The following is a 19,880-nucleotide window of genomic DNA, read 5'->3' on the forward strand; positions in this document are numbered from 1 at the left end:
CGGGTGTACGGGGGCTGGGTGCGGGGACGCCGCCGCGTCGGCCGGGTCCGGTGTCGCTCGTTTACGCCGCCGCCCCCGGCCGGGGTCCGGTCGGGGGCGGGTGGGCTGTGGTGCGGGCGGGTCAGCCGTTGCCGTCGAGGTCGATGGTGACCGTGCGCTCGGCGGGGGTCTTCCCCGTCAGCGCGCCCTTCATGGCGTAGGCCACGTCGTCCGCGCTGAGCTGGTGCTTCTTGCCGTCGCCCTTGGTGATCATGACGCCGTCGAAGACACCGGCGCAGAGCCGGTCGATCGCTTCCTTGTCGTAGACGTCGACCAGCTTCCCGTCGACCGCCTTCATCGACAGGATCTGCGGCAGCGACTTCGCCGGGCCGAACGGGATCTCCTTGCCACCGGCCCTGATGGTGATCAGGCCGGACATCGCGGGCTCCGCGAACTCCTTCATCGCCCGGTCGAGTTCGGCCTGGGTGATGGCGGGTTCCCGGGTGACGACGGGCAGTTCGACGGCCCTGGCGCTGCCGGTCTCGACCTGGGCGCGGTAGGCGTCCCGGACCGAGCCCATCGACTTGTTGACGTCGATCGCCTTGCCGGACTTGCCCGGTACGGCGACGGCCCTGCCGGGCTCGAACGTGATGGTGCCGTCCTTCACCGTGCCGGAGCCGCCGGCCAGGTCCTGGAGCGCGACGCCCAGCTTCTCCTCGTCCACCGGGAAGACCGGCTCGACGGTCCGCTCGCCGCCGAAGAGCGAGCCGATGACGGAGACCGGGTTGTAGTCGCTGCCGGCCGCGGCGCGCACGGTGGCCTGGCTGTCCAGGGAGAGCCCGGCCTTGTCCGGGGCGAGCTGCGCCTCCTTGCCGTCCACCGTCAGCTTGAGCGGGGTCGCGGCGCGCTTGGCGAGCGCGGAGTCCAGCTTCTCGACGCCGTCCTCCTTGGTGCCGCCGCCGATGTCGACGCCGAGGACCGTGGTGCCCTTGGGGACGTCGGAGTGGTTCATCAGGAGTCCGGCGCCGTAGGCGACACCGAGCAGGCAGACGACCGCCACACCGAGCAGGACCAGCTTCGAACGGCCCTTCTTGGCGGGCGCCGGCTTCGGGGCGGGCCGGGCCGCCGCGGGCGCGGCCGGCTTCGGCGCGACGCCGCCGGGTCCGCCGGGGCCGCCAGGTCCGCCGGGGCCGGTGCCCATCGGGTCGCCCGGGACGTTCCGCCCGCCGGGCACGACGGGGATGCCGCTGTTCAGCGTGTCACCCGCGACATTGCCGCCGGGGCCGCCCGGGGGCGGGGCGAACTGCGGGGTGAGGATGGCGGTGTCGTCGGACATGCGCGGCGGCACACCGCCCTGGCCGGGGCCGCCCGTGTTCAGCGGACCGGGGCCCGGCGGGAAGGGGCCGGGGCCGTCGAGGTTCGGGGTGAGCGGCGAACTGCCGGCGGCCGGGCCCGTGGTGGGGCCGGCCGGGCCGGGGGTGCGCACGCCCAGGTCGGGGGTGGAACGCGGACCGCCGGGGCCCTCCGGGAAGTCGCGCTGCGGCCCGTCCGAGAAGTACGGCAGGTCGGTACGGGGACCGGAGGGCGGGGAGACACGGCCGGGGCCACCGGGGCCGGTGGGGCCACCGGGGCGGGTCGGGGCGCCAGGGCCGCCCGGGGCGCCGGGACCGCCCGCACCGCCAACACCGCCAACACCGCCAGGCCCACCCGTAACACCAGCACCGCCAGGCACGCCAGCACCGCCAGGACCGCCGGGAGCACCCGGCCCACCCGCGCCACCTGGCGCCGGGAAGCCCGCGCCGTCCGTGTCGCCGGGGCCGCCGCCCGTCGGGGGCTTCGCGGCCGCCGAGGACTTGCGCGGGGCGAACCAGTCGCTGCCGCTCTTCTCCCTGGCCGGCTTCTCGGACTCCGCCGGGGCCGCGTCCTCGCCGGACTCCGCGGCCGGTGCCTGGGGCCTCTGCGGTGCGCCGCCCGGCGCGGAGGCGCCCGGACGCGCGGTCGAGCCGGTGCGCTCGCCCTCGCCCTCGGCGTCGCTCATGGGCGTACGCATGACAACAGGCGGGATGGGACGCGACCCCGGGATGTTGATCCGGATGCGCGTCGTCAGCGTCGTCTCGGTCCTCGGCTCATCGGGCCGGTCCGCACCGCCGGGTTCCTGGGTCCCTTCCGGGGCGTCCTGCGACGGGTGTGTCGACGGATACTGGCGGGATCCGTACGGCGGCGTACCCGAGGGGTACGCGGCTCCTCCGCGACCCTGGGGCCCGGAGGACGAACTGTCAGTTTCACGACTCAAAGCAGGTTCTCCCGATTGGCTCCGCCGCCCGTTCTTCCCCCGTGCCGCAGCCCGGGCGCGCGAACCACCATACTGGCCGCCGCCGGCACACACCCCGCCACCGGGGGAAACGACTGCGCACCCCCCGGACGGGCAGGGGGCATTACGGGATCGGACGGAGCACATTACTTGGCAGGTCGGCCGCTTTCGGCCCGCTGCCCGGACGATCGCGGCATGGTGGCACAGATCACAGCGATGGCCATTCCGCCCAGCATGAAGAACCCGAGGCCGAGCGCGTCACCGAAGACATAGTCCCCTTCGGGCCGCCCGCTGAGCAGAAAGACGACCGAAACCAGCCATCCCGCCGCCGGAGCCACGGCCCCGGGCTGGGTGCCCATGAGGGTGCGCCCGCCGTAGAAGAGGCCGGCCGCGGCCGCCAGGGCGAGCAGCAGCCCGCCGGGGAACCAGGCGGGCTGGACGAGCGTTCCGGCGATGCCCACGACGGCGCCGAGGACCGCGAGCCCGAACAGGGCGGCGATCCGGGCGGGGTTGAGGGGGGCGGCCAGACCACTGGCCGGATTGTCCCTCTTCTGCGCGTCCGTCCGGTCGCCGCCGGCCCGCGCCCTGCTGCTCCCGCTCACCGGTCCGCCCCCGGCACACCCGCGAAGAGGTCCCGTTCGCGTTCGCCCGCCGGAGCACCCGGCGTGCCGCTGACCAACTCGTAGTACTCCGTGGTGAACACGGGCTGCCCCAGGTCGTTCGACAGGGCGAAGTAGGGCCCCTGGACGGCGATCTGGGTGGTGTGCGCCCGCATCGCGGCGGTCTTCGCGTCCTCGTGCCCGGAGCCGTCGATCACGGTGGTGATCCGGTCGTCGTCCACCACACCCGGTACGTCGCCGATCTCGGCGATCCCCGGGAACGCGTCCGGGGCCCCGGCGCGCAGCGCGGCGAACCCCTCCTCGGCGACCGAGCGCGGCACCCGGTTCCAGTAGACCTTCGCGACGGCGTGCGGGGCGCCGGAGCCGGGCCGGTAAGCGGCGTCGGCGGCCAGCTCCGCGGCGCGGGTGGCGACGCGGTGGGCCTGGATGTGGTCGGGGTGTCCGTAGCCCCCGTCGGGGTCGTACGTCACCAGGACCTGGGGGCGCACCTCGCGGATGACGTCGGCGAGGTGCCCGGCGGCCTCGTCCACGTCGGCCGACCAGAAGGCACCGGGGCGGCGGTTCTGCTCGGCGCCCATCATTCCGGAGTCCCGGTAGCGGCCGGGGCCGCCGAGGAAGCGGTGGTCGGTGACGCCCAGCGCCTTCATGGCCGCCGCCAGTTCGCCGCCTCGGTACGGGCCCAGGGCGTCGTCGCGGTCGGCGGCGAGACGGGCGAGCGAGGGCGGGATGATCTCGCCCTCCTCGCCGAGCGTGCAGGTCACCAGCGTGACCAGGGCGCCCTCGGCCGCGTACCTGGCCATGGTGGCACCGTTGTTGATCGACTCGTCGTCCGGGTGCGCGTGCACCAGGAGAAGCCGCCGGGCGGGAAGGTCCGTCATGGGACCAGCCTACGAGCCCCCGGGACGGCCGCCCGCCGACGGGTGACCCGGTCAGAACTTGATGCCGCCGATCATGCCCGCCACGTTCGTCGTCAGCTCGGAGATGGTGGGTGCGATGGACGAGCTGGCGAGATAGAAACCGAGCAGCGCGCAGACGACCGCATGTCCTCCCTTCAGTCCGGACTTCCGGATCAGCAGGAAGACGATGATCGCCAGCAGCACCACCGCCGAAATCGAGAGCGCCACAGCGGTTCACCTCCATCGGTACGGTCGGGGACGGGCAGCACACGTGGAGCCAGCAGGTTCATACCCACCGAGCGCTACGGATCATAACTATCCGTGGCGCCGCATTGTTCGGGGCACAGCAGCACGAGGGGCGCACGGACGGGCGTGGGTCGATAGGTTCGGCGTATGACTTCGTCAGAGATCACGTTTCCGCTCCAGCAGGCCCGGACCATGAGATTCACCCTCGGGGCACCGCGTGCGTTCACGGTGTCACCCGACGGTGGACGTGTGGTCTACCTGCGCTCGGGTTCGGGTACGGACCGCTCGGGGCAGCTCTGGGTGCTGGACCTGGACGAGGGCTCCGGGCCGCGAGAACGCCTGGTGGCCGATCCGCGGGCGCTGCTGGGCGGTTCACAGGAGCGTCTGTCGGCGCAGGAGCGCGCCCGGCGGGAGCGCAGCCGCGAGGGCTCCTCGGGGATCGTGGGCTACGCGCTGGACGGAGCCGCCGGGTTGGCCGCGTTCGCGCTCTCGGGGAAGGTGTACGTCGCCGATCTGGGCGCGGGCACGGCGCGCGCGCTGCCCGTTCCCGGCCCGGTGATCGATCCGCGCCCCTCCCCGGACGGGCGACACGTCGCCTATGTGTCCAAGGGTGCCCTGCGCGTGGTCGGGGTGGACGGCGAGGCGGACCGGGCGCTCGCCGAGCCGGAGGACGCCCATGTCACGTACGGGCTCACGGAGTTCATCGGGGCCGAGGAGATGCACCGCTTCCAGGGCTTCTGGTGGTCGCCGGACTCGGACCGGCTGCTCGTGGCCCGGGTGGACGACAGCCCCGTGCAGCGGTGGTGGATCGCGGACCCCGCGCACCCCGGCCGCAAGCCGGCCGAAGTCGCCTACCCGGCCGCCGGAACGCCCAACGCGGAGGTGGGGCTCCATGTCGTGGGCCTGGACGGCGAGCGCACCGAAGTGGTGTGGGACCGGGCCCGGTTCCCGTATCTGGCGCGGGTGCACTGGTCCTCGTACGGGGCTCCGCTCCTCCTCGTCCAGGCCCGGGACCAGCAGAGCCAGCTGTATCTGGCGGTGGACCCGGAGACCGGGGCGACCCGGACCGTGCACGCGGACGAGGACCCGGTCTGGCTGGAGCTGTTCTCCGGGGTGCCCGCGTGGGCACCGGACGGGCGGCTCGTGCGGATCACGGACGAGGGCGGGGCGCGGCGGCTCGCGGTCGGCGACCGGACGCTGACCAGGAGCCGGCTGCACATCCGGTCGGTGCTGGACATCGGGGACTCCGACGTCCTGGTGTCGGCGTCGGCGGGCGAGACGGCGGCCGCGCCGGAGATCGGCGAGACCCATGTGTACCGGGTCAACGAGCTGGGCGTCGAGCGGGTCTCCGAGGGCGTCGGCGTGCACACGGCGGTCCGGTCGGGCCGGGTGACGGTGCTGGTCTCGGCGACGCCGGAGCGGTCCGGGTCGACGGCGCGGGTGCTGCGGGACGGCAAGGAGGTCGCCGTCGTGGAGAACCGTGCGGAGCGCCCGGTGCTGACCGCGCGGCCGGTGCTCACCGAAGGGGGCGCACGGCGGATTCCGTGCGCCGTGTTGCTCCCCACCGGGTACTCGGAGTCGGACGGTCCGCTTCCGGTCCTCATGGACCCGTACGGCGGGCCGCACGGCCGGCGGGTAGCGGCCGCCCACCATCCGCATCTCACCTCGCAGTGGTTCGCGGACCAGGGCTTCGCCGTGGTCGTCGCGGACGGGCGGGGGACGCCCGGCCGCTCACCGGCCTGGGAGAAGGCGGTCAAGGACAACCTGGCCCTCAGCCTGGACGACCAGGTGGAGGCCCTGCACGCGCTCGCGGAGCGCTTCCCGCTGGATCTCGGCCGGGTGGCCATCCGGGGCTGGTCGTTCGGCGGCTTCCTGGCCGGGCTGGCCGCGCTGCGGCGGCCCGACGTCTTCCACGCGGCGGTCGTCGGCGCCCCGGTGACCGACCAGCGGCTCTACGACACCCACTACACCGAGCGCTACCTCGGTGACCCGGCGCGGAACCCGGAGGTGTACGCGTACAACTCGCTGGTCACCGACGAGGGGCTGTCGCACGCGGCCGAGCAGGTGCGGCCCATGATGATCATCCACGGTCTCGCGGACGACAACGTGGTCGTCGCGCACAGCCTGCGGCTGTCCTCGGCGCTGCTCGCCGCCGGCCGGCCGCACGAGGTGCTGCCGCTGAGCGGGGTGACCCACATGACCCCGCAGGAGAAGGTGGCCGAGAACCTGCTGCTGCTCCAGGTGGACTTCCTGAAGCGGTCGCTGGGGCTCCAGGGGGCGTCCTAGCTACCAGCTGGGCGTCCTAGCTACCAGCCGGGCGGCGGCTGCGAGGGCGGCGGGGGCGGGCCGAAGCCGCCGCCCTGCGGATAGCCGTAGCCGGGCGGCTGCCCGGGGTGCGGGGGCGTGGCCGGTGTGGGGCCCCAGCCCGGGCCGGTGCCGGTCCAGGGGTCCTGGCCCGGGGCGCGGACCGGGCCCGGCACGGCGAGGGCGATGAGCGCGGCCACGGCGGCGAGTGCCTGGAAGACCGAGCTGAGCAGGCTGAGCCGGAGCTCGGTCGGCAGGTCGCCGAAGTGCTCCAGCATGTCGTAGTGCACGATCCGGACCACCCCGAACACCCCGCCGGGCAGCAGCACCGCCGCGGCCACCAGGCCGAACGGGCGGGCGTGCGGGGCGCGGGCCACGGCGCTGATCCCGGCGAACACGCAGAGCAGGGCGAGCATCACGGTGGCCCAGCCCGGTGGCGGACCGGTCAGATACTGCGCGATCCGGTCACCGCCCACGTACCAGTCGGGGAAGAACTCCGGGTCCCGGACGACCTGGCGGATCTCCCAGGCGATCAGCACGGCCCCGGCGGCGCACAGCGCCAGGAACGCCAGGACGCCCGCGCCGGGGCCGGGTCCGGTCGGCGTCCGCTCGTAGGAGTCGGCGGGCGGGCGGCGTCCCGCGGCGGCGGTGATGATCATTGCGGCGGCCGCGGCGACGGCGACGAAGGCGCAGATCAGAGCCCGTGAGCGCAGGTCGTCGGAGTACGCGGTCTCCATCCGGCGGCTGCCGATGGTCCAGAGTCCGGGGAGCCGCACGGTGAGGGTGACCACCCCGGCGACGACGAGCGCGGACGCGGCGGACGCGGCGCGGAGCGCGGCCACGGCGACGGCCACGTACACCACGAACAGGACGAGATCCGTGCCCGAGGTGGTGGGGACGGCCCGCATGCGGGTGTCGTACAACCCGGACCAGTACCGCCACAGTTGGCCGAAACCGATCGCGTCGACGTCCCGTATCAGCCAGCACGCGACGAGCACCGCGAGCACGGCGGACAGGACGGCTCCGGTGACTCTTGCTCCGCGGGTGAATATCACACCGGCGATACTTCCGTGCGTCCGCCCTCCGGACAAGAGGGCCTCCGCCGCCCGCCCGTACGGCGACCGGCCGGGGGGGCGTCACACCCCACCGGCCGGTTCCACGGCACCCGCACGGCCGTACGCTGTCGATGATGCCGCGTCCGTATATCGGGGACGTTGCCCGTGTGTTAACGCCGCGTCAGAGGGCCCGGCTGCTCCCGGACGGCGGGGGCGGGCCCTCGTCGCGGTCCGCCGGCCCGGGCTGCTCGGCGGCGTCCGTGGCCTCCGCCGCCTCCGTCGCCCGCGCGGCCGCCTCCTCCTGGCCGCCCTCCCCCGGCACCGCGTCGAGAGTGCCCTCCGGCGGGACCACCCGCTTCTCCTCCGCGAAGTGGCAGGCGGAGGCGTGCCGGGCCGGGGTGTCCACGTCCTGGAAGGCCGCCGGGACCGCCAGCAGGGGCACCTCCAGCTCGCACCGCTCCTGGGCCTTCCAGCAGCGGGTGCGAAAGCGGCAGCCGGAGGGCGGATTGGCGGGCGAGGGCACGTCGCCGTGCAGGATGATCCGCTCGCGGAACTCCCGCGCCGCGGGGTCCGGCACCGGAACGGCGGAGAGCAGCGCCTGCGTGTACGGGTGCGTGGGGTGTTCGTAGATCTCCGCGTCGGTGCCGATCTCCACGAACCGGCCCAGATACATCACGCCGACCCGGTCGGAGATGTGCCGCACGATGGAGAGGTCGTGCGCGATGAAGACGTAGCTCAGGTTGAACTCGGCCTGGAGCCGGTCCAGCAGGTTGACGACCTGCGCCTGGACGGAGACGTCGAGCGCGGAGACCGGTTCGTCGGCGACGATGATCTCCGGGTTGAGCGCGAGGCCGCGGGCGATGCCGATGCGCTGGCGCTGGCCGCCGGAGAACTGGTGCGGATAGCGGTTGATGTACTCCGGGTTGAGCCCGACGACGTCGAGCAGTTCCTGCACCTTGCGGAGCCGGCTGCCCTTCGGGGCGACCTCCGGGTGGATCTCGTACGGCTCCCCGATGATGTCGCCGACCGTCATGCGCGGGTTGAGCGAGGTGTACGGGTCCTGGAACACCATCTGGATGTTGCGGCGGACGGCCTTCAGCGCGCGGCCGGACAGCTTGGTGATGTCCTCGCCCTTGTACCGGATGGCACCCGCCGTCGGCTCCTCCAGGTGCACGAGCAGCCGGGCGACCGTCGACTTGCCACAGCCGGACTCCCCCACGACGCCCAGCGTCTCGCCGGCCCCGAGGTCGAAGGAGACCCCGTCGACGGCCTTGACCGCGCCGACCTGCTTCTTGATGAGGATGCCCTGGGTCAGCGGGTAGTGCTTGACGAGGTCGCGCACCTCCAGGATCGGTTCGCCGCCCGCGTACGCGCTCTCCTGGCGCGACTTGGACAGCAGGGTGCGCGCGGCCTCGCCCTCCTCGCGCGCTTCCTTGCGCCCCGAGTGGTCAGCGTGCATCGAGCGTCTCCTTCCAGAAGTGGCAGGCGCTCTGTCGGTGCTCGGCCACGTCGTACAGCGGCGGCACGTCGGTGCGGCAGACGTCCTGGGCCATCGGGCAGCGCGGGTTGAAGGCGCAGCCGGGCGGGATGTGCAGCAGGTTGGGCGGCAGGCCCTTGATCGCGTACAGCTCCTGGCCCTTCTGGTCCAGGCGCGGGATCGAGGCCAGCAGGCCCTTGGTGTACGGATGGGCGGGCGCCTTGTAGATGTCGTGCACGGGCGAGGTCTCCACGATGCGGCCCGCGTACATCACGGCGATCTTGTCGGCGACGTCCGCGACCACGCCGAGGTCGTGGGTGATGAGGATCAGGCCCATGTTCAGTTCGCGCTGGAGCTCCGCGAGGAGGTCCATCACCTGGGCCTGGACGGTGACGTCGAGGGCGGTGGTGGGCTCGTCGGCGATGATCAGGGAGGGCTCCAGGGCGAGCGCCATCGCGATCATGATGCGCTGGCGCATGCCGCCGGAGAACTGGTGCGGATAGTTGCCGACCCGCTCCCTGGCGGCCGGGATGCGGACCCGGTCCATCAGCTCGATGGCCTTGGCCTTCGCGTCCTTGCGGGACATCCCGCGGTGCACGACGTACATCTCGCCGAGCTGCTCGCCGACGGTCAGAACGGGGTTGAGGGAGGACAGCGCGTCCTGGAAGATCATGGCCATCTCCTGGCCGCGGATCTTCCGGCGCTCCTCCTTCTTCATTTTCAGCAGGTCGCGGCCCTTGAACAGGATCTCGCCCTGCGGGATCTTCCCCGGGGGCATGTCGAGGATGCCCATGACCGCCTGCGCGGTGACCGACTTGCCGGAGCCCGATTCGCCGAGCACCGCGAGCGTCTCGCCCTCGGCCACCGAGTAGTTGACCCCGTTGACGGCCTTCACGACCCCGTCCCGGGTGTGGAACTCCACGTGCAGATCGCGCACTTCGAGCAACATGGCAGCGGACTCCTCAGCGCAGCTTGGGGTCGAGGGCGTCGCGCACCGCGTCGCCGAGCATGATGAAGGCCAGCACCGTCACCGCCAGCGCGCCGGCGGGCCAGAGGAGCATGTGCGGGGCGTTGCGGATGTACTGGGACGCGGCGGAGATGTCGATGCCCCAGGAGACGGCGGGCGGCTTCAGGCCCACGCCGAGGAACGACAGGGTCGCCTCCAGCGAGATGTACGTGCCCAGCGCGATGGTCGCGACGACGATGACCGGGGCGACGGCGTTCGGCGCGATGTGGCGCAGCATCATCCGGCTGTTGGAGGCGCCGAGGGCCCGGGCGGCCTGCACGTAGTCGTTGTGCTTGGCGGTGATGACCGAGCCGCGGGCGATGCGGGCGATCTGCGGCCAGCCGAGCAGGACGATGAAGCCGATCACCGGCCAGACGGTGGAGCTGGTCACCACGGAGAGGAAGACCAGGCCGCCGAGGACGACGGGGATGCCGAAGAAGATGTCGGTCAGCCGGGACAGGAGCGCGTCCCACCAGCCGCCGAAGAACCCCGCGAGGCCGCCGAGGACGCTGCCGATCAGGGCGACGCCGACGGTGGAGCAGATGCCGACGGTGACGGAGTTGCGGGCGCCGTAGACGACGCGGGTGTAGACGTCGCAGCCCTGTCCGTCGTAGCCGAAGGGGTGGCCGGGCTGGGAGCTCTGCTGGGCCTTGCCGAGGTCGCAGTCGAGCGGGTCGCCGGAGGCGATGAGCTGCGGCCAGATCGAGATGACCACCAGGAACAGGATGATCAGCGCGGAGATGATGAAGACCGGGTTGCGGCGCAGGTCGCGCCAGGCGTCGGACCACAGGCTCTGCGGTTTGGTACCGGGACCGGTGCCGTCCGGGCCGCCGGGGGTCTTCTCCAGGCTGTCGCCCTCCGCCAGCGCGAGGTCCGTGGGCCCGCCGGCTCCGGCGGCCGAGATCGCCTCGTCCGGTGTCTGCTCAGGCATAGCGGATCCTCGGGTCGAGTACGGCGTAGAGGAGGTCGACGATCAGGTTGGCCGCCAGGAAGACCAGCACCAGGACGGTGACGAAGCCGACGACGGTCTGCGAGTTCTGACGCAGGATGCCCTGGTAGAGCTGGTAGCCGACGCCGTGGATGTTGAAGATCCGCTCGGTGACGATCGCCCCGCCCATCAGGGCGCCCACGTCCGTACCGATGAAGGTGACGACCGGGATCAGCGAGTTGCGCAGCAGGTGGCGGATGACCACGCGGCGCCGGGGCAGGCCCTTGGCGGTGGCGGTGCGGACGTAGTCGGCGCGGGTGTTCTCGGCGATCGAGGTCCGGGTGAGCCGCGTGACGTACGCCAGTGAGACGGAGGCGACCACCAGGCCCGGGATGATCAGCTCGTTCAGGGGGGCCTCGGGCGAGACGGACGGTTTGATGACGCCCCATTCGACGCCCAGGAGCAGCTGGAGCAGCAGACCGGTGACGAAGGTCGGGATGGAGATCACGATCAGCGTCAGGATGAGGACGGTGGTGTCGACCGGCCGGCCGCGGCGCAGCCCGGTGACGACGCCGAGGCTGATGCCGATGACGATCTCGAAGACGATCGCGACGAGCGTGAGGCGGATGGTGATGGGGAAGGCGGTGCCCATCAGCTCGGTGACGTCCTGCCCGTTGAACGCGGTGCCGAAGTCGCCGGTGAAGACGTTGCCCATGTAGGTGAGGTATTGCTGCCACACCGGCTTGTCGAGGCCGAATTCCGTGCGGAGTTGGGCGGCGGTCGCCGGGTCGCACTGGCGGTCGCCGCAGAGACCCGCGATGGGGTCGCCCATCACGTTCACCATCAGGAAGATCAACAGCGTGGTGCCGAAGAAGACCGGGATCATCTGCAGCAGCCGCCGGATCACATAACGTCCCATGAAGGGCTCCGGGGGTCGCGGGGACGGAGGCTCGGGAGTCGGGGGACGGGGAAGCCGGGCGACCGGTGCGTCACCGCACGGGCCACCCGGCCTCGTCCCTTACTTGACCTTGATCTGCTCGTACACCGGGACGCTGAACTGGTTCAGCGCGACGTTGCTGACGTTCTCCGAGTAGCCGGCGCTGCCGTTCTGGTACCAGAGCGGGATGACGGGCATCTGCTGGACCATGACCTTCTCGGCGTCCTGGAAGGTGGAGACCGCCTTGGCCTTGTCGGACTCGGCGTTGGCCTTGTCCACGAGGTCGTCGAACTGCTTGTTGCTCCACTTGCCGTCGTTGGACGAGGCGTTGCTGTAGTACACGGGCTGCAGGAAGTTCTGGATGAGCGGGTAGTCCATCTGCCAGCCCGCACGCCAGGCGCCGTGCAGCTTCTGCTGGGAGACCTGGCTGCGGAAGTCGGCGAAGGTGCCGACGGGGGCGCCCACGCACGCCTTGTTGTTGCCCATGACCTTGTTGATGCTGTTGCAGACGGCGTCGACCCATTCCTTGTGCGAGCCGGTGTCACCGTTGTACGAGATCTTGAGCTGACCCCCCGGGATGCCGCCGCCGTCCTCGATCATCTTCTTGGCCTCGGCGGCGTTGTACGTGCACTCCTTGCCGCAGAGGCCCTTCTTGAAGCCGCCGTCGTCACCGAGGACCGGGGAGGTCCAGTCGGACGCGGGGGTACGGGTCTTCTGGAAGATCTGGTCCGTGATCTGCGGGCGGTTGATCGCCATCGACAGGCCCTGGCGGACCTTGACCGCGCCGGCGGTGTTCCAGTTCTTGTCGTAGAACGGGAAGGCGAGGGTCTGGATGATGCCGGCCGGGGTGTTGATGTACCGGTCGCCGAGGTCCGACTTGACGTTCTTGAGCTGCGAGGCGGGCACGTCGTCCACGAGGTCGAGGTTGCCGGCTGTCAGGTCGGTGTAGGCGGTGTTGTTGTCGGTGTAGACCTTGAGGTCGATGCCGCCGTTCTGCGCCTTGTCGTCCCCGGGGTAGTCGTCCCACTTGCGCAGGCTCATCGAGGAGCCCTTGGTGTACTTGTCGATGGTGTACGGGCCGTTGCCGATGGGCTGGTCGAGCCAGGACGCGTGGTCGGTGAAGAAGGTCTTGGGGAGCGGAGCGAAGGCCGGGTAGCCGAGGGTGTCGGGCCACAGCGAGAACTTCTGCGACAGCTTGACCGTGAAGGTCTTGTCGTCCACGACCTTGAGGCCGGACAGCTTGGTGGCACTGGCCTTCCCGGACTCCGGGTGGACCTTGTCGTAGCCGTCGATGTAGCCGAAGAAATAGGCGTTCTTCTGGTTGTTCTTCAGGAGCGCGCCGTAGTTCCAGGCGTTCACGAAGGACGTGGCGGTGATCTTCTCGCCGTTGCTGAAGGTCCAGCCGTCCTTCACCGTGACGGTGAAGTTCTGGTTGTCCTTGGACTCGATCTTCTCGGCCAGCATGTTGGTCGCTTCGCCGGTCTTCGGGTCGTACTTCTTCAGACCCCGGAAGATCATGTCGAGGACCTTGCCGCCCTGCACCTCGTTCGTGTTGGCCGGCTCCAGCGGGTTCTGCGGGTCACCCCAGGACGAGCTGACGATCCCGTCGGCGCCACCGCCACCGCCACCGCTGTCGCCCCCGCCGCAGGCCGTCGCCGCCAGGGCGACGGCCGCCGCGCATGCGGCCCACTTGACGTGTGTGGCTCCGCGCATGGAGTGCCTCCTCATTGTGCTCCGGCATACGTGAGGTCAAATATCACCCCAGAGAGGGGCGTATGCATATCTACTCCCCCCATTCGGGCACGGCGGCACCCGTCCGGACGTCGGCGAACGCGCCCGGACATCAGATTCCGGACGCGTACACGACAGTCCGACGGCCCCTGCCTCAGGTCACCCGACTGCCTGAGCCGACCGCGCGCATGACGAAGGGCGCCCCGGAACCGATCGGTTCCGGGGCGCCCTTCGTTGCGTGCGCGGCGTTACGAGGCCGCGTGCACCACGTCCTTCTCCTCCGCGAAGTGGCAGGCCGACTCGTGGGCGGCCGGCGTCTTCGAGGTCTTGAAGCGCTCGGGGACCGCGAGGAGCGGCACCTCGGTGGCGCACTTGTCCTGGGCCTTCCAGCAGCGGGTGCGGAAGCGGCAGCCCGAGGGCGGGTTGGCCGGGGAGGGGACGTCACCGGTGAGGATGATCCGCTCGCGGCCCTCGCGGGCCTCCGGGTCGGGCACCGGGACGGCCGACAGCAGCGCCTGGGTGTAGGGGTGCGTCGGGTGGTCGTAGATCGCGGTGTCCGTACCGATCTCGGCCATCTTGCCGAGGTACATGACGCCGACCCGGTCCGAGATGTGCCGGACGATCGACAGGTCGTGCGCGATGAAGAGGTAGGACAGGTTGAACTCGTCCTGGAGCTTCTCCATCAGGTTGATGACCTGCGCCTGCACCGACACGTCGAGCGCGGAGACCGGCTCGTCGCAGATGATGATCTCCGGGTTGAGCGCGAGGCCGCGGGCGATGCCGATGCGCTGGCGCTGGCCGCCGGAGAACTGGTGCGGGTACCGGTTGATGTACTCCGGGTTGAGGCCGACGACGTCCAGGAGCTCCTGGACCCTGCGCCGCCGGTCGCCCTTGGGGGCCACCTCGGGGTGGATCTCGTACGTCTCGCCGATGATGTCGCCCACCGTCATACGGGGGTTGAGCGAGGTGTACGGGTCCTGGAACACCATCTGGATGTTGCGGCGGACGGCCTTCAGCGCGCGGCCGGACAGCTTGGTGATGTCCTGGCCCTTGTAGAAGACCTCGCCGGCGGTGGCCCGCTCCAGCGTCATCAGCAGCTTGGCGACGGTGGACTTGCCACAGCCGGACTCGCCGACGATGCCCAGCGTCTCGCCCGCGTACAGGTCGAACGAGATGCCGTCGACGGCCTTGACCGCGCCGACCTGCTTCTTGAAGAGGATGCCCTGCGTCAGCGGGAAGTGCTTGACGAGGTTGCGCACCTGGAGGATCGGCTCCCCCTGCGACACGGGCGCGTCGATGGCGGCTACGGCCTCCGCCTCGGACGCCGCGTCGACGGTCTCCACCTCGGAGACGTTGGGGGTGGCGTCCACGGACTCCTTCGAGATGTCAGCCATGGATCGTCTCCTTCCAGAAGTGACAGGCGCTGCGGCGGCCGGCCAGCTCGGTGCCGTCCTGCTCGGTCACCGGCTGGAGGGCCGGGATGTCCGAACGGCAGATGTCCTGGGCCATGGTGCAGCGCGGGTTGAACGCGCAGCCCGACGGCACGTGCAGCAGGTTGGGCGGCAGGCCCTTGATCGCGAAGAGCTCCTGGCCCTTCTGGTCCAGGCGCGGGATCGAGGCCAGCAGACCCTTGGTGTACGGGTGCGCGGGGCGCTTGTAGATCTCGTGCACCGGGGCGGTCTCGACGATCCGGCCCGCGTACATCACGGCGATCTTGTCGGCGACGTCCGCGACGACACCCAGGTCGTGGGTGATCAGGATCAGGCCCATGTTGTACTCGCGCTGGAGCTCCGCGAGCAGGTCCATCACCTGGGCCTGGACGGTCACGTCGAGCGCGGTGGTCGGCTCGTCCGCGATGATCAGGTCCGGCTCCAGGGCGAGCGCCATCGCGATCATGATGCGCTGGCGCATACCGCCGGAGAACTGGTGCGGGTAGTCCGAGATCCGGGCCGCGGCGGCCGGGATCTTCACCTGGTCCATCAGCTCGATGGCCCTGGCGCGGGCTTCCTTCTTGGACAGGCCCTGGTGGACCCGGAACATCTCGCCGAGCTGGTAGCCGACGGTGAGGACCGGGTTCAGCGAGGACAGCGCGTCCTGGAAGATCATGGCGATCTTCTGGCCGCGGATCCTCCGGCGCTCCTCGTTGGACATCTTGAGCATGTCCTGGCCGCGGAAGAGGATCTCGCCCTGGGGGATCCTGCCGGGCGGCATGTCGAGGATGCCCATGATGGCCTGCGCCGTCACGGACTTGCCGGAACCGGACTCGCCGAGGACGGCGAGGGTCTCGCCTGCGTCCACGCTGTAGTTGACCCCGTTGACCGCCTTGGCCACACCGTCGCGGGTGTGGAACTCCACGTGCAGGTCACGGACTTCGAGCAGGGGACCGACGTGGTCGTCACCCCGGCGTGCGGACGGGACTTCGGCGGTCTTGTTGATGGTGGCCACGTTCGCCCTCCTATCGCGACTTCGGATCGAGGGCGTTGCGGACGGCTTCGCCGAGCATGATGAACGCCAGAACGGTGATGCTGAGCATGATCGACGGGTAGATCAGGATGTGCTGTGCCACCCGGATCTGGTTCGAACCGGTCGAGATGTCGATGCCCCACGAGATGGTCGGGTCGGCGAGACCGAGGCCCAGGTACGACAGCGTCGCCTCGGCCGAGATGTACACACCCAGCGAGATGGTGGCGACGACGATCACCGGCGCCATCACGTTCGGCAGGATGTGCCGGAACATGATCCGGGTGGTGCTCGCGCCGAGCGCCCGGGCCGCCTGGACGTAGTCGGCTTCCTTGACGGTCATCACCGCGCCCCGCATGACTCGGGCGATCTGCGTCCAGCCCAGGAACGCCAGGGCGAGGACGACGACCCACACCTTGCGCTCGCTGAAGGACTGGAGGACGACCATCGCGCCGAGCAGGAACGGCAGGCCCAGGAAGATGTTGGTGAAGCCGGAGAGGATCGCGTCGACCCAGCCGCCGAAGAACCCGGACAGCATCCCGACGAGGCCGCCGAACACGGTCACCAGCACGGTGACGCAGACGCCGACGGTGATCGAGGCGCGGGTGCCGTAGATGACGCGGGCGTAGACGCTGCGGCCCTGCCCGTCGTATCCGAGCCAGCCCTCCGAGCCGATCTTGCTCAGCTCCGGCTTCTTCAGGAAGTGCTTCCCGAGGTCCGCGTGGGTCGCCGAGGCCCCGGTGAACAGGCCGGGGAAGACGGCTATCACCAGGAGGATGACGATGAGGACGGACGACACCAGGAAGTACGGGTTGCGACGCAGGTCGGCCCAGGCGTCGCCCCACAGGCTGCGCGCCTTGGCGGCCTGCACGACGGAGGTCGGGTCCGTGACGGGGCCGTGGACGTCCTCGGGCGCGGGTGCGGTCTTGGTCACGTCAGGCATACCGGATCCTCGGGTCCAGGACCGCGTACAGCAGGTCGACTATCAGGGTCATGAACAGGTAGACGAGCACCAGGATGGTGACGAGGCCCACCAGAGTGGTCCCTTCACGCCGGGTGATCGACTCCACGATGGTGCCGCCGATGCCCTTGACGTTGAAGACGGACTCGGTGACGACCGCACCGCCCATCAGGGCGCCCAGGTCGGTGCCCAGGAAGGTGATGACGGGGATCATCGAGTTGCGCATGAGGTGCACACCGATGATGCGGCGCTTGGGAAGTCCCTTGGCGACGGCCGTACGCATGTAGTCGGACCGCAGGTTCTCGGCCATCGTCGTACGGGTCAGCCGGGCCACGTACGCGAGGGAGAGCGACCCGAGCACGATGGCCGGGGTCAGTAGCTCGCTCCAGGTCGCCTCGTTCGAGACATTGGGCGAGATCAGCCCCAGTTGGTCGGCGAAGACGGACTTCACGATGTGCGCCAGCACGAAGACCGGGATCGAGATGATCAGCAGCGTCAGGATCAGCACCACGTTGTCGGCCAGCCGGCCGGCACGCAGACCCGCGACCATGCCCAGGCCGATGCCGAGGATGATCTCGATGATGAACGCCATGCCCGCCAGTCGCAGGGTGACCGGGAAGGCGTCGCCGAGCACGTCGGTGACGGGGCGTCCGCTGGCTATCTGGTTGCCGAAGTCCCCATGAAAGATCATGCCCTTCATGTAGTCCCAGTACTGCACCAGAATCGGCTGGTCCAGTCCGAGCTTGTGCCGCATCGCTTCCAGAGTGGCCGGGTCGGCACCCTTGTCCCCGAAGAGCCCGCGCACGGGGTCGCCGGGCAGCGTGTAGACCATCAGGAAGATCAGCAGCGTTGTCCCGAGGAAGACCGGGATCATCTGGAGCAGTCGTCGTGCGACATAGCGCCCCATCATGCCTCCATGTAATAGGCGGCGGCAGCCGACGGGCCCTCCCCCGCACCGACTTCCCCTGAGGGTGGGTCGGTTGCGTGGAAGGGCCCCCCGGCCACTGCGTGCGGCAGGCGCGGGACCGTTCTTCAGGCGGTCCCGCGCGTGCGCGCGGACTACGTCGGTGTGATTACTTCTTGACCTCGACCTGCGTCAGGATCGGGTCGCCGTCCTGCGCGTAGTCGACGTTCTGGACCTTCTCCGAGTAGCCGGCGTTGACCTTGTAGTACCAGAGCGGGATGGAGGGCATGTAGTTCACCAGCTCCTTCTCGATCTTCTGGTACGCGGCAACGGAGTCCTCGAGGGAGGCGGCGGAGTCGGCCTTCTTGATCTCCGCGTCCAGGCCCTTGTTCGAGAAGTCGCCCTGGTTGCCCGCGGCGCCCGTACGGAACAGGTCCGAGATGAAGTTGGCGTTCACCGGGTAGTCGAGCACCCAGCCGGAGCGGTACAGGGACTTGACCTGCTTGTCGTCACGCGCGTTGGTGTCGGCCTGGAAGTCGGCCTTCGAGTCACCGGTGCACTTGACGCCGGTCGACTGCGTGATGCTGTTGCAGACCGCCTCGACCCATTCCTTGTGGCCGCCGTCGGCGTTGAACTGGATCGAGATCTTGTTGCCCGGGACGCCGCCGCCGTCCTTGATGAGCTGCTTGGCCTTGGCGGGGTCGTACTTGGTGACGTCGCCGGTGGCGTCCTTCTGGAAGCCGAGGACACCCTGGGCGACCCAGCCGGTGGCGGGCTCACGCGTGCCCTGGAGCACGGTCTTGGTGATCGTGTCGCGGTCGATGCCCATCGACAGGCCCTGGAGGACCTTCGGGTCGATGCCCTTGAACTGCTTGGTGTAGAACGCGACGGCGATCGTCTGGATGGCCGAGTACGGCTTGTCCACGGCGCGGTCACCGAGGTCGGACCGGTAGACCGGGAGGTCCTTCGGGCCGATCTGGCGGAGCACGTCGACGTTGCCGGACTTCAGGTCCTCGTAGGCGGTCTCGAGGGTGGTGTAGTTCTTGAAGACCACACCGCCGTTCTTCGCCTTGTCGAGGCCCTTGTAGTCGTCGTTGCGGACGACCTTGATCTGCTTCTTGTGGTCCCAGCTGACGAACTTGTACGCGCCGTTGCCGACCGGCTTCTCACCGGCGGCCTTCGGGTCCGCGTAGAAGGACTCGGGCAGCGGCGAGAAGACCGTGTAGCCGAGCTTGTACGAGAAGTACGGCAGCGGGGCGTTGAGCTCGATGGTGAACGTGTAGTCGTCCACCTTCTTCAGACCGGACATGGTGTCCGACTTCGGCTTGGCCTTCGCGTCCTCCGGGTGGACGTCCGCGTAGCCCTTGATGTCGCCGAACCAGGACGCGTTGGTCTGGTCGTTCTTGATGTTGGCGGCCCAGTTCCACGCCTTGATGTAGGACTCGGCGGTGACGGGGGTGCCGTCGTGGAACTTCCAGTCCTTCTTGAGCTTGACCGTCCAGAGCTTCGAGTCCTTGGTGTCGACGGACTCGGCGTTGATCATCTCAAGCTTGCCGGACGGGTCGTAGTCCACCAGCTGCGAGAAGATCGCGTCGGTGACGATGCTGCCGTTCGACTCCATCGTGTTGGCCGGCTGCAGCGGGTTCTGCGGCTCACCGACCTCGACGGAGAAGATGCCGTCCGGGTTCACCGCGCCCTTGGCGGTCTTGCCGCCCTTGTCGGCATCGTCGTCGCCGCCACCACAGGCAGTCGCAGCCAGGGCGATGATGGCCGCTCCCGCGACCCACTTGGCGCTCTTGGCACCACGCATGGGTTTCCTCCTCATGAGTCCACTTTTGACTACAAGAAGGGCACTGGGTTGATACACCGACACCCCTGACGGTGATCGTTTCAGTGCCCTTTAGTGTGCTCGTGAGTCGGCGCACTCCCCACAGCGCGTGACCCATTGACCCGAGCTCAATGGAGCCAACTATTAAGTACGACTGGGCCGTAAACCACACTTAAAGGGTCTCGGTTTGACAACATCCGACCCTTGCGCGGACCAAAATCCGGACAAAGCGATCCC

The 19,880-nt window shown here is 69.8% G+C and carries 16 protein-coding genes; 1 reads left to right on the plus strand and 15 read right to left on the minus strand.

Going from position 1 to position 19,880, the window contains the following annotated elements:
* Nucleotides 1–121: 121 nt before the first annotated feature.
* The 4 genes from OG867_RS09710 to OG867_RS09725 all read right to left on the minus strand — a co-directional run bounded on the left by OG867_RS09710 (nt 122) and on the right by OG867_RS09725 (nt 4,034).
* Nucleotides 122–2,017: a peptidoglycan binding domain-containing protein gene (locus OG867_RS09710; RefSeq protein ID WP_406290868.1), complete on the minus strand. Its 1,896-nt coding sequence runs from the start codon at nt 2,015–2,017 to the stop codon at nt 122–124.
* Between the two features lie 419 nt (nt 2,018–2,436).
* Entirely contained in the window at nt 2,437–2,892 is a 456-nt protein-coding gene (locus OG867_RS09715; protein ID WP_406284304.1) for a DUF6113 family protein, read from the minus strand.
* Nucleotides 2,889–3,788, minus strand: coding sequence for an N-acetyl-1-D-myo-inositol-2-amino-2-deoxy-alpha-D-glucopyranoside deacetylase (mshB, locus tag OG867_RS09720; RefSeq protein WP_328902145.1), 900 nt, complete (start codon nt 3,786–3,788; stop codon nt 2,889–2,891). Before mshB ends, OG867_RS09715 begins: the two co-directional genes overlap by 4 nt.
* A gap of 51 nt (nt 3,789–3,839) precedes the next feature.
* Nucleotides 3,840–4,034 (minus strand): hypothetical protein, encoded by a 195-nt coding sequence (locus OG867_RS09725; RefSeq protein ID WP_018100847.1) that lies wholly within the window; start codon nt 4,032–4,034, stop codon nt 3,840–3,842.
* A gap of 210 nt (nt 4,035–4,244) precedes the next feature.
* Here OG867_RS09725 and OG867_RS09730 point away from each other — a divergent pair, with 210 nt between their 5' ends.
* Entirely contained in the window at nt 4,245–6,338 is a 2,094-nt protein-coding gene (locus OG867_RS09730) for a prolyl oligopeptidase family serine peptidase (protein WP_406290870.1), read from the plus strand.
* A gap of 20 nt (nt 6,339–6,358) precedes the next feature.
* Here the strand turns inward: OG867_RS09730 and OG867_RS09735 are convergent, their stop codons facing one another.
* The 11 genes from OG867_RS09735 to OG867_RS09785 form a co-directional block, all read right to left on the minus strand.
* On the minus strand, nt 6,359–7,411 hold the full coding sequence (locus tag OG867_RS09735) for a hypothetical protein (RefSeq protein ID WP_328902143.1): 1,053 nt from the start codon (nt 7,409–7,411) through the stop codon (nt 6,359–6,361).
* A 181-nt stretch (nt 7,412–7,592) separates the two neighbouring features.
* Entirely contained in the window at nt 7,593–8,870 is a 1,278-nt protein-coding gene (locus OG867_RS09740) for an ABC transporter ATP-binding protein (RefSeq protein WP_406284306.1), read from the minus strand.
* Nucleotides 8,860–9,837 (minus strand): ABC transporter ATP-binding protein, encoded by a 978-nt coding sequence (locus tag OG867_RS09745; RefSeq protein ID WP_328902141.1) that lies wholly within the window; start codon nt 9,835–9,837, stop codon nt 8,860–8,862. Before OG867_RS09745 ends, OG867_RS09740 begins: the two co-directional genes overlap by 11 nt.
* Before the next feature lie 13 nt (nt 9,838–9,850).
* Nucleotides 9,851–10,825, minus strand: a complete 975-nt coding sequence (locus OG867_RS09750; protein ID WP_328902140.1) for an ABC transporter permease — start codon at nt 10,823–10,825, stop codon at nt 9,851–9,853.
* Complete coding sequence (locus OG867_RS09755; RefSeq protein ID WP_328902139.1) at nt 10,818–11,741, minus strand: ABC transporter permease; 924 nt, start codon at nt 11,739–11,741, stop codon at nt 10,818–10,820. Before OG867_RS09755 ends, OG867_RS09750 begins: the two co-directional genes overlap by 8 nt.
* A gap of 99 nt (nt 11,742–11,840) precedes the next feature.
* Complete coding sequence (locus OG867_RS09760; protein ID WP_406284309.1) at nt 11,841–13,472, minus strand: ABC transporter substrate-binding protein; 1,632 nt, start codon at nt 13,470–13,472, stop codon at nt 11,841–11,843.
* 266 nt (nt 13,473–13,738) lie between these two features.
* The gene (locus OG867_RS09765) at nt 13,739–14,884 is read right to left on the minus strand and encodes a dipeptide ABC transporter ATP-binding protein (protein ID WP_328902137.1); all 1,146 of its coding nucleotides are present in this window, start codon (nt 14,882–14,884) and stop codon (nt 13,739–13,741) included.
* On the minus strand, nt 14,877–15,935 hold the full coding sequence (locus OG867_RS09770) for an ABC transporter ATP-binding protein (protein ID WP_406284311.1): 1,059 nt from the start codon (nt 15,933–15,935) through the stop codon (nt 14,877–14,879). The genes OG867_RS09765 and OG867_RS09770 overlap by 8 nt, the downstream gene beginning before the upstream one ends.
* Nucleotides 15,936–15,945: 10 nt before the next feature.
* Entirely contained in the window at nt 15,946–16,893 is a 948-nt protein-coding gene (locus OG867_RS09775; protein ID WP_328902135.1) for an ABC transporter permease, read from the minus strand.
* Nucleotides 16,886–17,818 carry an ABC transporter permease gene (locus OG867_RS09780; RefSeq protein WP_328904451.1) on the minus strand — a complete coding sequence of 311 codons (933 nt, stop codon included), beginning with the start codon at nt 17,816–17,818 and terminating at the stop codon, nt 16,886–16,888. The genes OG867_RS09775 and OG867_RS09780 overlap by 8 nt, the downstream gene beginning before the upstream one ends.
* A 166-nt stretch (nt 17,819–17,984) precedes the next feature.
* Nucleotides 17,985–19,625 (minus strand): ABC transporter substrate-binding protein, encoded by a 1,641-nt coding sequence (locus OG867_RS09785; RefSeq protein ID WP_328902134.1) that lies wholly within the window; start codon nt 19,623–19,625, stop codon nt 17,985–17,987.
* Between the last annotated feature and the right edge of the window lie 255 nt (nt 19,626–19,880).

This window comes from Streptomyces sp. NBC_00209 (assembly GCF_045206345.1).
In the GTDB taxonomy this organism is placed as follows: Bacteria; Actinomycetota; Actinomycetes; order Streptomycetales; family Streptomycetaceae; genus Streptomyces.